This is a genomic window from Candidatus Krumholzibacteriia bacterium (assembly GCA_030748535.1).
In the GTDB taxonomy this organism is placed as follows: Bacteria; Krumholzibacteriota; Krumholzibacteriia; order JACNKJ01; family JACNKJ01; genus JASMLU01.
This window is the reverse complement of record JASMLU010000008.1, coordinates 60,976-75,907: the sequence shown is the minus strand read 5'-3', so window position 1 is coordinate 75,907 and position 14,932 is coordinate 60,976. Positions and strand designations below refer to the sequence as shown.

The window sequence follows — 14,932 nt, the reverse complement described above, 5'->3', positions numbered from 1 at the left end:
TGGACAGTGCGGGGAGCCTGACTTCGCCGGTAGAATCCCTGCTTCTTGAAGGGCCAGGGGCCTTGGAAGTGCTGGTGGTATCGGCACTTGTGGTTCGGGCAGAAGGGTGGTTGCCAGCGGGGATCCTGAATCGAGAGCTTCTCCATGCTCCACAGAGGGCAGGAAGAAGGCCAGGTACATTCTCAGAGGCACAACCTTCTATTTCCGGTAACGGCGAACGAACTCGTCCATCTCCGGCAGCCCTCCCTGATAAAGCAGGTAGCCATCATGGGGTTCGCGCTCGGTAATGTCGTTGGCAATGGCTTCGCACATGATGCGCCGAATCTTATCGGGGTCTTCACTTTGGGCCAGAGCCCAGCCGAGTTTCATATAAGCCACTTCCGGGAGCATGTTCGCCAGGGGAATCACTCCCATGTCCATCATCTCGCGTCCGGTTTCGTAGACATACATCTGCGCATAGCCCCAGAGCGTCTGCACCGTCATGAAGACGGGAATGCCAGCTTCCTGCGCACGACGCAGGGCGGGATAGAGCAACTTATTGACATGTCCCAGACCCGTTCCGGCGATCACAATGCCCCGGTAGTCTTTTTCAATGAGCGAGTCGACAATGTCGGCCTTCATTCCCGGGTAGTAGTAAACGATGGAGGCACGATCATCGAAGACCGGAAGGCAGCGGAACTCATCCAAAGAGGAAGCTCTGGGATGAAAGTCCTCCCGCAGTGGGATGACTCCTTCCCGGTCCACGGTAGCCAGGGGAACATCGCTCAGGGTGCGGAAGGCGCTCCGGTAGCTGGAGTGCATCTTCCGGACACGGGTTCCCCGGTGCAATAGACCGTACTCATCGCTGGTGGGACCAAACATGCAGACCATGACTTCGGCAATGGGTCCGTCGGCGGCCGTTCTGGTTGCGTGGATCAGGTTGAGAGCCGCATCAGAACTGGGTCGGTCGCTGGAGCGCTGGGAACCCACCATGACGACGGGAACCGGGGGATTCTGGAGCATGAAACTGAGAACGGCGGCCGTGTGGTGCATGGTGTCGGTTCCGTGTCCGATGACAACGCCGTCGGCACCCTCCCGGATCTGTTCCTCCACGGCCTTTGCTGTGGCCACCCACTCCTCGGCCCCCATGTTTTCACTGAAGACACCAAAGAGCTTCTCGGTTTCCAGATTACAGACATCGGCCAGTTCGGGAACCGAGCCATACAGCTCTCCGGGGCTGAAAGCGGGAATCACAGCACCGGTGCGATAGTCAAGACGACTTGCAATCGTCCCCCCCGTACCGAAGAGTATGACGAAGGGCTTTCCGGGATCCTTCGGAAACTCCTTCTCGGGGATGCGATAGTCCGCTTCCTTGCGCCCGAGTTCCGTCAACTTGACGATGGACTCCACATGAAGACCCACATTGTAGCCACTGGACATTTTGAGAACGAGATGAAACTCATCCGCAGTCTCGCTTCGGGGGAGGATAATGCCGCGATAAGTGCCCTTCCTGGTTTCCGCATGCACATCGCTCCAGACTCCGACCTCCTGCGAGTCGAGCAGAGCAAGCAAGGCTCCCCGGTATCCACTGTGGCTCACGATGCGCCCCCCTCTCCTGCAGCAATCAGGGCCTTCATCATGCCGGACAGCTCTTTTCCACTGACCATGCGGTTCAAGTGGCGTTTCATCCTGCCCACATAGTAGCGATGAACGGAGGAAGGATCCTCACTTCGGGGCTCCCCGATGTCGGGCATGAGCTGGGTGATCTGCCGATAGAGAAGGTCGCCTCTTGCAATCTCCAGTTTTTCTGGGGGGCGACCCGCGAGAGCGTAACTTTGCAGAGCCAGTTCATCGGCCTCTACGGGATAAATCCCCTGGAACGGTACATACCAGTTCAGATCCATCTCCGGGGACAGCTTCGTCCCGTCCTTCTCGACACGACGCCAAAGGGAAGTGAGAAGTCGGGCAAGGCGAACCCGGTCCCGGACCTGTTCATGGTACTGAAAGAAGAGGCCAGCCCTTCCAAAACGGATCAACTGCCGGGACATATCTTCCGAAAGGCCAGACTCCATTAGCCGGTCCCTCGTAAGCCAGGGACGCTCGGGAAGGCGTGCTTCCGCTGCTTTCCATCGCTCCCGGCTGAGGGGAATCGGAGGAAGGTCCGTGTCGGGGTACATCCGGTCCGGCCCCGGCAGGATCCGTTCGAAACGGGTCGTTCCATCGGTAAAAGACTGCCGGGTTTCCGCAGGAACGCCCACAAGAGCCTCCCGGCAACGATCCCCGATCTCCTGAACCGCGGTTTCCAGGTCCTCTTCATCGCCCCAGACAAGAATCACCGGATCGTCCCCGGTAGCGTCGCCCAGTGCCTTGCGGATCTTCTTCCAGTCCGAAGGAGAAGGGCCGTCCTCGGTCTGTTCACTGCAAACCAGATTCGGAAGGCGATCCAGGCAGGCCACCACGCGAACACGGTCGCGGATCTCGCGGAGGAAGCGGATGCCGGGCTGGATTTCCTGCATCAGCACATCGCGGAAGCCGGGCAGGAGAACTGCTGACAGGAATTCGCCACGCTCGACCGCCCGCATGGCAGGCCGATAGTCGCTGTTGCTGATTGCGTCCCCGAGGGCACAATGCCGGGGCTTCCAGGTCTCTGAGTCGAGACCTCGCTCAAGCAGTTCATCCCGGATTTCCAGAAGAGTCTTCTGTCGGAAAGCTTCATAGTGAACCAGAGGCGGGATCCAGGGAATCCGGCTGACTCCCTTGATCTCAACCCGGGTTCCTCCACGGACACTCACATTGACATCTTCGCGAGCGGCACCGGATCCTCGACGCACGCGACCGTTAGCCCGGGTCAGCTCCCGAATTGCCTGACAGGTTTCGGCTACTTCTTCGGGAGTTCTCATGTCCGGATCGGTAACCACCTCAATGAGCGGCATCCCCAGGCGATCGGTTCGAAAAGTGCGCCAGTGCCCTTCGTCGGAGACTTCCCGGCAGGAATCTTCCTCAATGCTCAACTGGGTGATGCCCACCTTCCGGTTTCCCACCGGGATCTCGCCGGAAACCCCGAAGATCGCTGTTCTCTGGAAGCCCGTCGGAATGGAGCCGTCCAGATACTGCTTTCGAATCACATGAATCTCATCAACGGGCTGAAGTCCGAGAAGAAGCGTAATCTCCAGAGTGATTTCCAGCGCTTCTTCATCCATGCCGAAAGGGGGAGCATCGTCCATTTCATAGGTGCAGACACTTTCCTTGTGGAGTCGATAGAGAATGTTCTTTCTCGTCTTGAACTCCATGAGGGCCGTGCCGTCGTACTCCCCCAGTTCAGAAAGCGTGGGGCGCATGTGGCGAAGAATCTCTACGTCAAAATCGCAGGTGTAGAGGCCCGCGGGACAGCGGCAAAACAGCTTCTTCGAAGTCAGAAGTTGCTGATGAACTTCCAGACCTGCGATCAGCCCCAGTTCGGCATAGTCATGAGCCTTCAAGCTCCCAAATTCCGGAATTCGCTTCATTTCCCCGTCTCTCTGGATTGAAGGGGGGAAAATACTACGATGATCCGTGAAATATCCACCCTCGAATGAGATTTCTTTGGCCGGTGGCATTCCCGGGCTATCCACGCACCGGCAGTTCATGCTATAATTGGCAGGAATTCAGCTTGAGAAGGAGATTCCATGCGTCACCTTGGTATGTCAAAGATACTCGGCCTCGTACTCATCTTCTGGATGGCGACCGCGGCTCTCGCAGCCGAAAGGAACGTCCTCTTCGAATTGTTCACGAATACCGGCTGAAGCTACTGTCCGTCGACGGAGTCGGCGTTCAACAATTTCGTCAATGCTCACCCGGACGATGTTACGGCAGTCATCTATCACATGAACTGGCCGGGCAACGATCCTTTCTACAATCACAACCCCGGCGACAACAACTCCCGCCGGAGTGCCTACGGTGTCAACTATGTGCCCTGGTCGGAGGTCGACGGCAAGTTCGGAGATGTCGCCTACTCCCAGTACACGACCCGTTACAACCAGCGGAAGAATGAACCGACCAGCGTGACCGTGGAACTCGACGGTACTTACGATGCAGGAACCGGCCAGATTGATGTGACCGCTACGGCCACCACGGATGACTATCTGGTTGATGGATCCCAGTACCGAATCTACATCGCACTGACCGAGTCGGACATCTACTACAATGGTCAATATGGGGATGACTGGCACCATCACACACTGCGTGACATGTTCCCCACTGGAAACGGTTTCGTTGTGAACTTCAATGGAAGCCTTCCCCAGAGCGCTTCCAGCTCAGCGAGTTTCACTCTTAACGGTCAGTATGCGCCGGAAAACTGTCGCATCGTGGCCTGGTTGCAGTGCACTTACGGGCAGAAGGAAGTTCTCAACAGCGTCTGGAGCTTCCTCGATGACCTGGGTGACATGACCGGCGTCCACGAGTCGCCTGTTGCCTTCCGCATGGGCAATGCCTTCCCGAACCCCTTCAATCCGAAGACCACGATTCCGGTCTCCGTGGAGAAGGACGGTCCGGTTCTTCTGGAAATCCTCAGCGTGGATGGCCGCCTGGTGCAGGTTCTCCATGAAGGAATCCTGGACAAGGGCACCCATGACTTCATCTGGAACGGATACGATGAAGCCGGCCGCAGGGCACCCAGCGGTGTCTACATGGCTCGCGTAACTGGGGCCAGCGGAAGTGATAGCCGCCGTCTGGTGATGCTGAAATAAGCGGGGATCCTTCCCGGCAATCACCCCGAGTCGCGAGGCGACTCGGGGTTTTTTGTGCCGAAAACTATCGTTTCTTCAGAAGCAGGACCGGGAACAGACCCAGGGCAAAGACCACTACCACGCTCGCTCCCGTAGGGAAGTCAAGGAAGTAGGACAAGAGCATTCCCAGAAAGCTCATGACGATGCCAAAGCCCCAGGCCAGGGGAAGCCGCATTCCTTCTTTCACACCGAGGAGTGCGGCAAAGACGGAAGGAACGATGAGGATGCTGAAGACCAGGAGCACTCCGGCGATGCGGACGGAGCTGGTCACCACAAGGGCAAACACCGAATAGAAGAGAACATCCCATCCCAGAACCCTGAGCCCCTTCTTCGTGGCCCCCTCGGGATTCTCGCTCACCAGCTTCAAACGGGGGTGAGCCCAGAGCAGAAGAAGCCCCAGTGCCCCGTAGAGGAGCGCCGTCTTCAGGACTTCCTGCCAGCTCACCCAGAGAATCGAGCCAACCAGGATCTGCTTGATGTGCTCTGCCCCGTGTGGGGCACGATCTGCGATGAGGATAGCTGCTGCAGCGGAAGCAACATAGGCGATTCCAATGATCGCTTCCTGGGGCACCCTGCGGATGTTGTGCCGGCTGAGGGAAAACAGGCCGGCGGCCACAAGGGCGCTGAGCAATCCCAGATAGTAGGAAGGCATACTCTCCAGCTCAAAGCCGAAAAGAAGTCCGAAGGCGACTCCCATGGCGGCAAACTGGGCCATGGCAAGGTCGACGAAGATTACTCCCCGTCGAAGAACATGCCCTCCCAGATAAGCGTGGATGAGAACCAGAATCACACTTGCGACAAAGGGGGCCGCCATCAGGACAAGAACATCCATCACTTGCCCCTTTCTGACTGCTCCAGAACTGTGACCCAGAGCTCAAACCAGTCAAAGAGATCCCCGGTTCCTTCGCGACTTCCCACTGACTGGGGAAGGCCCAGTGCTCGGCACCCCGCCATGGAGGCGAACCGTTCGGGCATCTCCGCATGGACGAGATCCGAGTAAATCAGAAGAGGAATCCCCTCCTCCCGAATGCGCTCCTGGAGATTCAAGAGGTGACGAGGGCTGGGCGGGATCCCCGGCAGATTCTCTACATGATCCAGAATCTCGAACCCGAATCTTCGGGCAGAATATGCCCACTGATTATGGTAGGACACGATCTCCCTGCCTTTCAGAAAGAACAGGCGACGATGCCAGTCTTCCATTCGAGACTCCCAACGCGCCAGGAAATCAGCAAGCCTCTTCGAGTAGTAGTCCCCTGAATCCGGATCCAGTTCACGCAGCTTTCCGGAAAGAGCGAGTGCCAGATCCGGATAGACCCCGGGATCCACAGTGAAATGCGGGTTTCCTCCGGGGTGAACATCCCCATGGCTTCGATCAAGGATCTCGGGAACCTCCAGGACTTCAATGAACTCCGAGAGATTCAGGTGCCCGGGATTTCCGTCAAGAATCCCCGGGTTTCTGGCTCCTTCCAGCAGGAGAGGAAGCCAGCCCACCTCCAACTCCAGTCCATTGTAGACCAGCAGGTCGGCAGAACTCAGCCTTCGACTGTGACTTGGTTTGGCAGCAATGGAGTGAGGATCCTCATCTCCCCGCGCCAGGCTGACAACCTTTACCCGCTCCCCTCCGAGTTCCATCGCCAGAGAGGCAATCTCCGGAAGCGTGGCCACAACATGGAGCCTGGACGCTTCCGCACTCTGCAGGAAGAGAAGGGCGAAAATCGCCGTGACAAGTTTCTTCATCATGCTCCCCTAGTAACGATGGGCCGGGTGGCTACCGATGGTGAAGTTGGCCTGCAAACGAATGGCCGGATAAGTTCCCTCTCCCACAGCCCTTTTCATCAGGTCCATGCGCCAGGCCTGAAATTCGCTTGCCACAAAAGCCAGGGAGAGGGCGATAGTTGAGGATTCACCTGAATGCTCGTGCTCCCCGGATTCATCTTCATGGGATGGCGAATGGAAGGAGTCGTAGCGTGCGCCGATCCAGAAGCGCCGGCTCACCTTGGCACGGCTGGAAAGGTACCAGCCACTTCCCGTGATATCCTCCTCGCCCAGACGGTCGGATCGGCGAATCCACTCCCCCTGAATCTCCAGTTGCTTTGCATTTGCACGGGAACCGATCCACTTCCAGGTAGCATCAAAACCGAGAAACTCCCGGTCTCCCTCCTCGATTTCTTCCTCATGCTCATGAGCGACCGGCCCGGACAGCCAACTTCCTCCCAGTTCCAGCGTGGAACACTTCCCCGTTTCGAAAAGTTGCGCCAGGTGAAGGGACTTCCCCCAGTGGTTTTCGGGTGCCTCGGCATGCTCCCCGTAAACCGAATGATTCAGGGGAAAGGCCGTCGCCGACAACTCCGCAAACCAGGGAAGGGGGCTCAACCAATTCATTTGCAGTGCCTCACCGGCAAGACCGTGCTCACCCAGAAGCTCTTCCCAGGCATGGGGTTTTTCCACAAAAGGAAACTGATGGCTGTGGTACTGGTTGTGCTTTCCGAAATCCCAGAGAAATCTCCCGACCTTCAGCCCAAGGTGGGCGGGAAGGCGGCGGGTCTGCAGGTATCCTTCTTCCAGTTCAAAAGCGCTGCTCCCGTGCATGGCAAAGGTCAGCACCGCCTTGCTGTAGGGATCGACATTGGCACTAAGCTGCAGTTCGGTCTCCTGAATTCGCAGTCCCTCCTCCGGGGAATGTTCGCCTTCATGCTCATGTTCATCGGTCTCTCCCAAAGATCCCGAAGAGTAGAGAATGAGGCCATTGGCACTAATGGCCGGATTGAAGTCCCGGCTGATCCCGGTGCTTGTGGTAGAAGCAGTGGCATGGGATACAGCCAGAATCATGGCAATGACAAGTAGGGTGATACGCATCACGAACTCCTCGCTGTTTCAAAAACCGATTCTTTGATCTTCGATTGAAAGTCGGAATCAGGCCCAGACAGGAGGTCCGCGAATGTGCTGGAGATTGGCTGGCGCGAGCGTGGAAAGTACTGCTCCGGGGAGTTGGAATCTCTCCAGCACTTCCATCGAGGGAGTCTGCTCTGCAGTGTGTTCAGCAAAGCGCGAACCCAGATTGTGGAAGAGCGAACAGGATTCATGATCCCCCTCTTCCTCTCCATGTTCATGAAGAAGATGGAGAAGGGGCGCAGAAAGCCAGAACATCACTGCAATCAGCAGGAGTCCCGGCAGGAATCCGGAACGCGCAATTTTCATGGGTCAATCATAGTCATTTGCTCGAAATCTGACAAGAAGGCAAGGCGCAATCCGGGGTGGACCGAAGGCTGCCTGCTTTTCTCTGGAACGGGACGCCCCGACTTGCTAGCCTGCTTCAGGCACTCTCATGAAAGGAAGAACCGCGTGAAGGACCTCCTTAGTGAAATCTGGGAAATGCAGCGGGACCTGAACCGCTACACCCTCAAGCAAAACGAACAGGGAATCGACTACGACGAGATCCCGAAGAACCGACACCTTCAGAACGAATGGGTGCAGAAGTACTCACTGGCCATGAGCCAGGAAATCTCCGAACTCGTCGACTCGACAAACTGGAAGTGGTGGCGAACGAAGGTCGATCTCTTCGATGAGCAGAACCTGAAGGTTGAACTTGTAGACATCCTTCATTTCTGGGTCAGTGCCTGCCAGGTCATGGGGCTATCTGCGGAAGATGTTCACCGAATGTACATGCAGAAGAACGAGGTCAACCGCAAGCGACAGGACGACGGTTACCTGGTCAAGGACGAGTCGGACAACCGGGGCATCGGCTGATGAACCGTGCGAGGATTCCCCTCTTTGCTCTGGCTCTTCTCGTTCTCGCCTGGATCTGGCAGTGGAAGTTCCACCTTCCCGAGCTTCCCGAGCAAGTGGCCACCCACTTTTCTTTTTCCGGCAAGGCCGATGGCTGGAGCAGTGCCGACAGCTTTCGACGCGTCTATTTCTGGCTTCAGGCGGGCATCACGATTCCCATGCTGGCTTTCGCGCTTCTCATTCCCCCTCTTGCTCGTTCCGGAAAACTCGAACTTCCGAAACGGGAAAGCCCCGAGGAAGAAGAGGCCGACCGCGATTTCCTCTCAAGCCAGTTGCTCTGGATCACCACCCTGACCTTTGCGCTGAATCTGCAGATTCATCAACTCATCCTGCGCTGCAATCTCGATGGGACTTATCAACTGGGTCCGTCTTCCTGGATTGCCATGGGTCTGTATCTGGGTTGTCTGGGACTTTTGACACGAAAGATCTGGCAGCGCTCCCGCCCCAGCTAGTGGGTGCAGTAGATCACCCAGACAGCAATCCCCATCCCCACCGAGATCTTCAGCACTGAGGACAGAACTCTCCCCAGGAAGGCTCCCCAGCCTGCCCGCAGGGCTTCACTGTCGGCGCGGCCTCGTTTCCAGGCCTCCAGACCCGTAGCACCCACAGCAGAACCGAGAAAGGCGCCCACAAGCGTCCCGAAAAGCGGGAGAATCATGGAGCCCAGGATGGCACCCGCCAGGCCACCGGCCATCGCGCCGGCAACGCCCCACCAGGAGGCACCGGACTTCCGGGCCATCAGCGAGGAGAGCATTGCCTCGGCGACTTCCGCAAGAAGCACCACCAGCAGGATGATTCCCAGAGACAGAATACTGATGCTCTGAAAGCCGCCAAGCCAGGCGGCAAGAATGGCGAGTCCAAGAAGAAGGAAGTTCCCGGGAAGTCCAAGAGGAATCATGAACAGGGCTGCCAGCATGCCGATGTCGAGAAACACCAGGCCGATGACTTTCAGAATACTCTCCCACATGAAAAACCTCCCGCAGTCCTACGGGCGGATCGGCCCCAGGATTCAGTCAAATTAGCGGAGTTTCAGGAGCTTGCCCGAACACTGCCTCTCTCCAAGCCGGAGCCGATAGAGATAGAGTCCCGAGGGGAGATCGCCCGCATCCCAGGGGATCTCCCGAAGTCCGGGAAGCAGGGTTCCCCTGACAAGTCGAGTGATCCGGCGACCGGCAGGATCGTAGATCGAGAGTTCCACTTCTGCCACATGATCGAGATTCAGGAGGAAGGTCGTACTCTCCGGGAAGGGGTTTCTGCTCAAGCGAAGTGCATTCTCGAGAGGGAAATCCGTAACGGCAGTTTCTCCCAGAGTGATGCTCGCTGTGAAGACATCCTGGTCTCCGTGGCGAGTGTCCGTCCAGACCGGATGGATTCTCTCTCCGGAACTGGCCGCCAAGCCGATGTACTCGCCGATCAGTCCCGCTCTTGAAGCGGTAGGATCCGAGGATACGGTGCTCACACGCAGATTCGGCTCGATCGTGTTTCCTCCATCATGGGACTGCGCCAGATAGAGGTCCATGAGAAGGTTTGACGGATCGTGACGCCGGTCGTAGAACACGATGCTCACAACTCCGTCGGGGCTCACGCAGAGCCAGGGATGAAACTGGTCGCGGTTGTTGCCGGGGCTGTCATCGTTGACGCGGAGAGGATAGGACCAACTCGTTCCCCGGTCATCGGAATATCGAAGAAAAACATCACGCTGCCCGCCTACGCGATCCATGTAGGCGGCATAGAGTCGTCCACGGTAAGGACCATCCGAGAGGTCGCAGTCCAGGGCCGGGTAGGAGTAGCTCTTTAAATTGCCATTGAGAGTGGCAGAGGCCGAGTAGATGCTCGAGATCGTGAGGTCGCTTCCAAAGGTCTCGCCGCCATCGAAACTCCGGTCCAGGCGAATCCTCGCTGGAGAATATTGCACCCAGCCGACATAAAGCGTGCCGTCTTCGCCCACACAGGGAACCGGCCACTGGACTCCGTTCGCATCGCTCACTTCCACCGGATCCTCAAAGCCGTCTTCCAGATCCAGAGACCGGGCGCAGAGGATTTCCGTCGTCCAACTAAAACGGGTCCAGGCTACATAGAGGTTTCCATCGTGGGGTCCCATGGATCGATCACAGGCAATCAGTTCCTTGTCCTCGAAAACATTCGGCACCTGGTTGATCACTTCCACCGGCTCCGACCAGCTCACTCCTCCGTCCGTGGACTTGAGGACATAGAGACCGTTCGGATTCGAGGTGTCCACTAAGGAGAGAATCACAAGATAGAAGTTGCCGAAGCGATCCACCGTGAGCCCGGGATCGCTGTGCCAGGGGTAGTTCTCCTCATCGACGAGATAGTCGGTCCAGCTGAGTCCGCCATCGAAACTGTAGCCGACCCCCACCCTGCGATAGCCAAGACGAAAGTCTCGCCAGCAGGCGACGACATTGTCGGGATCCAGAGGGTTGACGACGACCTGCTCCTCGTTCTGGATCTCTCCCGTTCCGTCCGTGTTGATTCTCCAGTTCTCCGGCTCCCAGTCCCGACCCTGCCAGTCGAAAGCCGGTGGCTCCTCAGCAAGGGCAAGAAACGGAAGAAGGCAGAGAGTCGACGCAATCAGATATCTCATAGGTGTCACCGAATCAGGAGAAGTTTGCTGTTCTGTGATTCACTCCCCGCTTCCAGCCTCAAGAGGTACAGCCCCGCGGACATGAGCTGACCGTTCTCATCGCAACCGTCCCAGTCGACCTGATGAGGACCGCCATCCTGCGGCCCGGACACAAGCCTCCGGACCTCACGGCCTGAGAGGTCGTAGACGGACAGCTTTGCAGACATGGAAGAGGCCAGGTGAAAGTGAAGGGAGCTTCTTCCATGCATGGGATTGGGAAATGCCTGTAATTCAAAGTCGCCCGGAAGAGGAACTGCTCCGGTCATCGACTCATAGGCAAGGCAGTAGGCAAAATCGTAGGCGACTCCCGTAATTCCGGAACTCGGAGTCCAACGATAGTAACCCCAGGCGGCTGCATCCCAGTAGGAGTCGCTACAGCCGAAGATGTACGACATGTTCGTAAGCCCGATTCCGCAGAGCGGGTTGGCCTGCCCCCAGTCGTTTCTCACCTGCGCACCCATGCTCATGGCCGGATGGATTTCCAGGGTTTCGGGCAAGATGGCGGTTACACGGTAGGCGTTCCATTCGGAACTGTCATAGACCTGCACGGGATCGATTTCATCCCAGTCGAAATCCCAGCTAATGTCAGGGTCAAGATCCGGGGGACACTCGCTGTAGTAGAAGTTGAGCGTGATGCCCTGAGGTTGATGCCAGGAGCCATTCCATTCCACGACATGGACGCTCACAACATTGAAGAACTCGCCGGAGAATTCATCCGGCAGATCGTCGGCGATTTCCGAGTTGTAACCGGTCGAAGCATTGACTGCGTTGTAGATGGGGCTCTGCGGCTGGCAGTAGAAGTTCTCACGATCGGGCTCGGGAACCTCCACCGGTTGAGGGGAAGAGAAGACCGGCAGTGTCAGGATCGGGGCAATATTCATGGAACCTCCAGCCCTAGTTTAGCACATCCTGGCTGCAAACCGAACCCCCGGGTCTGAAACCGAACCGGGAATACAGGATCTCTTGCTCCTGTCGCTTTTTGCTTTCGCAGGTATGCGCCGGTTCTTACCTTGTGCGTAAACAAGGAGGATGCCATGCCGAAAGTGAACCGTTATGTGGACATCGACACTGTCGAGCGCGAGGCAAAGAAAGACTACATCGACCGCCACTCCCCCTTCATTGAATGCGCGGGCGAAGCGAAGAAGGGCGACAAGTTCGCCGTCACCGTGTGTGTGGGCAAAGAGTACACCCACCCTGATGACACGGACCACTTCATCAAGAGTATTCAGCTTTACAATGGAGAGACCCTTCTCGGCGAGGCCGGATTCGTGTCCGGAACCCTCGGAGGCCAGGATCAGAAGGGTCAGGCGGAAGTTACCTTCAGGATTGTTCCTACCGGATCCAGGCTAAAGCTCAGCGCCATTGCCTACTGCACCAAGCACGGGCTCTGGGAAAGCGATCCCATGGAGGTCACGGTCGAAGATTAGCCCCCTTTTTCGCGACCACCAAAAACCCCGCTTTTCGGCAGGGTTTTTTCATTCCCCCCGGCTGCGGAAAAACTCCAGACTTCTTTCCTCAATGATCTTCTGGTCATGGTCCAGAGGTGCTACATGATAGGAGTTCGTCAGGAGAACGAGTTCCTTCTCCTTCGAACCCAGGTGTTTCATGGTCCACTCGGCGCTCTTTACGGGCACCACATGATCCTCCAGAGACTTGAAGATCAGTGTGGGCTGCCAGGTGTCCGGCATTCGTTTTCGGTTCACCTTCATCAGCTTCAGCATCTCGTTCACCGCAGTAGATGGAGTGCGGGGGTAGGCCATTTCCAGCGTGTCCGGTTTCTTGATGTCCGAACCCACAGCGGGCGTGGAGGGAATCATGCGGTGAATCAGGGGAACGAACCAGAACTTGGGATTCGTAAAGACCGCGACATGATTGATCAGAACCACGCCGGCAATCTCCGGGTGATCATGGGCCAGATGAAGGGTGAGAGCGCCGCCGAGGGACAGTCCGCATACAAAGACCTTCTCGCACCTAACTTGCAAGGCGGCCAGGGCGACTTCCATATCCTCCAGCCAGTCCTGATAAGTCACTCGATTCAGATCCTGCCACTGCGTGCCATGACCTCTGAGGCAGGGCAGTTCGACATGGAAGCCCGCATCGGCGAAGCTCTCGGCCAGTGGTCTCATGCTGGAAGTGGTGGAAGTCAGTCCATGACTGACGAGGATTCCCACGGAGTGTTCCGTCTTGTGGGAAAAGGGCAGATGATGAGGAGCCAGATCTATCGAATCATGATTCATCGTTTCCCTCACTTTCGCCAAGACCGCGAGAGCGCTCGACAGCCTTCTTCCAGTTTGCGTATTTCTTCTTCACGGAGCCCGGGGTTCATGTCCGCCTGCCAGCTTTGGTCCAGTTTCCAGTGTTCTTTCAGATCCTCTTCATTGTTCCAGAATCCCACGGCCAGCCCCGCTGCATAGGCTGCACCGAGTGCTGTGGTCTCGATGATCGACGGGCGCTGAACTTCCAGGTCCAGCAGATCCGCCTGAAATTGCATCAGGAGTTCGTTGAGGGTCATGCCCCCGTCGACCTTCAGGCTTTTAATCTGAATGCCGGAGTCCTCTTGCATGGCATCAAAGACTTCCCGGATCTGGAAGGCGGAAGCCTCCAGGACCGCGCGGGCAAGATGCCCTTTTCCAGCAAAGTGCGTAAGCCCGGTGATCACACCTCTTGCAGAGCTGTCCCAGTGCGGCGCGAAAAGCCCCGAAAAAGCAGGAACAAAATACAGTCCTCCATTGTCCTCCACACTGCGGGCGAGAGTTTCGATTTCCGGCGATTCCTCAATGAGTCCCAGTTGGTCACGGAACCATTGCACCAGGCTCCCCGCAATGGCCACCGAACCTTCCAGCGCATAGACCGGTTTTTCGTCTCCGAGTTGGTAGGCCAGAGTGGTGAGCAATCCATGGCGGGAGAGAGTAGCCTCCTCGCCCATGTTCATCAGGAGGAAGCAACCGGTTCCGTAGGTGCTCTTTGCTTCGCCGGCGGCAAAGCAACACTGCCCAAAGAGAGCCGCCTGCTGGTCGCCCAGATTTCCGGCAATGGGAAGCTCGCCGCCAAAAGGGCCTTCCGCAAGCGTGGTTCCGTAGACCTCCGAAGAGGAACGGATCTCCGGCAGGATCTCGCGGGGAATGTCCATCAGTTCCAGAAGTTCCTCGTCCCAGTCCAGGGAATGGAGATTCATAAGCATCGTGCGACTTGCATTGCTGACATCGCTGATGTGGAGACCGCCGCTGAGTTTCCAGATCAGCCAGCTGTCCATGGTTCCAAAGAGGAGTTCGCCCCGGGAGGCAGCTTCCCGCAGTTCGGGGCGCTGACGGAGGAGCCATGCGATCTTGGGCCCGGAAAAATAGGTAGCCAGGGGAAGGCCGGTCTTTTGGCGGATGAGATCTTCACTAGAGGCAAGCTCCCGGCAGAGATCCTGCGTGCGAAGGTCCTGCCAGACGATGGCATTTCCGTAGGGCTCGCCGTTTCGGGGGTTCCAGAGAAGGGTCGTCTCCCGCTGGTTGGTAACACCGATGGAGGCGATCTCTTCGGCACGGATTCCTGTCTTCGACAGGGTCTCTCGAATGACAGTCTCCGTGTTTGCCCAGATCTCCCTGGCATCGTGTTCCACGAGACCGGGACCGGGATAGATCTGTCGATGCTCGACCTGGTGGCTTCCCAGCACAGAACTGTCGTGATCAAAGAGAATGAAACGGGTGCTGGTTGTTCCCTGATCAATCGCTCCCACACAGCGTGGCATAGGCCCCCTTTCGCAAGGGCATTGTGC

At 57.2% G+C, this 14,932-nt stretch carries 14 protein-coding genes and 1 pseudogene; 4 read left to right on the top strand and 11 right to left on the bottom strand.

The annotated features are described in order from the left end of the window. Nucleotides 1–198 precede the first annotated feature (198 nt). Nucleotides 199–1,578, bottom strand: a complete 1,380-nt coding sequence (gatD, locus tag QGH30_07980) for a Glu-tRNA(Gln) amidotransferase subunit GatD (GenBank protein MDP7022273.1) — start codon at nucleotides 1,576–1,578, stop codon at nucleotides 199–201. Next, nucleotides 1,575–3,485, bottom strand: coding sequence for a Glu-tRNA(Gln) amidotransferase subunit GatE (gene gatE, locus QGH30_07975; protein MDP7022272.1), 1,911 nt, complete (start codon nucleotides 3,483–3,485; stop codon nucleotides 1,575–1,577). Before gatE ends, gatD begins: the two co-directional genes overlap by 4 nt. Before the next feature lie 357 nt (nucleotides 3,486–3,842). Here gatE and QGH30_07970 point away from each other — a divergent pair, with 357 nt between their 5' ends. Then, the gene (locus QGH30_07970; protein MDP7022271.1) at nucleotides 3,843–4,703 is read left to right on the top strand and encodes an Omp28-related outer membrane protein; all 861 of its coding nucleotides are present in this window, start codon (nucleotides 3,843–3,845) and stop codon (nucleotides 4,701–4,703) included. Nucleotides 4,704–4,767: 64 nt separating this feature from the next. Here QGH30_07970 and QGH30_07965 read toward each other — a convergent pair whose 3' ends face one another. From QGH30_07965 to QGH30_07950, 4 genes are read right to left on the bottom strand one after another with little or no spacing between them, the layout of a single operon-like run. Beyond that, nucleotides 4,768–5,574 (bottom strand): metal ABC transporter permease, encoded by an 807-nt coding sequence (locus QGH30_07965; protein MDP7022270.1) that lies wholly within the window; start codon nucleotides 5,572–5,574, stop codon nucleotides 4,768–4,770. Continuing rightward, nucleotides 5,574–6,479 carry a metal ABC transporter substrate-binding protein gene (locus tag QGH30_07960; protein ID MDP7022269.1) on the bottom strand — a complete coding sequence of 302 codons (906 nt, stop codon included), beginning with the start codon at nucleotides 6,477–6,479 and terminating at the stop codon, nucleotides 5,574–5,576. The genes QGH30_07965 and QGH30_07960 overlap by 1 nt, the downstream gene beginning before the upstream one ends. A gap of 9 nt (nucleotides 6,480–6,488) precedes the next feature. Beyond that, a complete protein-coding gene (locus QGH30_07955) occupies nucleotides 6,489–7,598 on the bottom strand; it encodes a hypothetical protein (protein ID MDP7022268.1) in 1,110 nt (369 codons plus the stop codon). Between the two features lie 57 nt (nucleotides 7,599–7,655). Then, nucleotides 7,656–7,940, bottom strand: coding sequence for a hypothetical protein (locus tag QGH30_07950; protein MDP7022267.1), 285 nt, complete (start codon nucleotides 7,938–7,940; stop codon nucleotides 7,656–7,658). Nucleotides 7,941–8,084: 144 nt separating this feature from the next. Here QGH30_07950 and QGH30_07945 point away from each other — a divergent pair, with 144 nt between their 5' ends. Further along, nucleotides 8,085–8,489, top strand: a complete 405-nt coding sequence (locus QGH30_07945) for a dUTPase (protein ID MDP7022266.1) — start codon at nucleotides 8,085–8,087, stop codon at nucleotides 8,487–8,489. Further along, complete coding sequence (locus QGH30_07940) at nucleotides 8,489–8,980, top strand: DUF1648 domain-containing protein (protein ID MDP7022265.1); 492 nt, start codon at nucleotides 8,489–8,491, stop codon at nucleotides 8,978–8,980. The genes QGH30_07945 and QGH30_07940 overlap by 1 nt, the downstream gene beginning before the upstream one ends. Here the strand turns inward: QGH30_07940 and QGH30_07935 are convergent. The 3 genes from QGH30_07935 to QGH30_07925 are packed head-to-tail and all read right to left on the bottom strand — an operon-like array spanning nucleotide 8,977 to nucleotide 12,050. After that, nucleotides 8,977–9,495 carry a DUF456 domain-containing protein gene (locus tag QGH30_07935; protein MDP7022264.1) on the bottom strand — a complete coding sequence of 173 codons (519 nt, stop codon included), beginning with the start codon at nucleotides 9,493–9,495 and terminating at the stop codon, nucleotides 8,977–8,979. The genes QGH30_07940 and QGH30_07935 overlap by 4 nt on opposite strands. 51 nt (nucleotides 9,496–9,546) lie before the next feature. Continuing rightward, nucleotides 9,547–11,130, bottom strand: coding sequence for a hypothetical protein (locus tag QGH30_07930; GenBank protein MDP7022263.1), 1,584 nt, complete (start codon nucleotides 11,128–11,130; stop codon nucleotides 9,547–9,549). A gap of 5 nt (nucleotides 11,131–11,135) precedes the next feature. Further along, complete coding sequence (locus QGH30_07925; GenBank protein ID MDP7022262.1) at nucleotides 11,136–12,050, bottom strand: FlgD immunoglobulin-like domain containing protein; 915 nt, start codon at nucleotides 12,048–12,050, stop codon at nucleotides 11,136–11,138. A gap of 153 nt (nucleotides 12,051–12,203) precedes the next feature. Between QGH30_07925 and QGH30_07920 the strand changes: the two genes are divergently transcribed. Further along, on the top strand, nucleotides 12,204–12,596 hold the full coding sequence (locus QGH30_07920) for a class II SORL domain-containing protein (protein MDP7022261.1): 393 nt from the start codon (nucleotides 12,204–12,206) through the stop codon (nucleotides 12,594–12,596). A gap of 48 nt (nucleotides 12,597–12,644) precedes the next feature. Here the strand turns inward: QGH30_07920 and QGH30_07915 are convergent, their stop codons facing one another. Next, a complete protein-coding gene (locus QGH30_07915) occupies nucleotides 12,645–13,406 on the bottom strand; it encodes an alpha/beta fold hydrolase (GenBank protein MDP7022260.1) in 762 nt (253 codons plus the stop codon). After that, nucleotides 13,396–14,905 (bottom strand): annotated as a pseudogene (gene glpK, locus QGH30_07910) (glycerol kinase GlpK). Before glpK ends, QGH30_07915 begins: the two are co-directional and overlap by 11 nt. Between the last annotated feature and the right edge of the window lie 27 nt (nucleotides 14,906–14,932).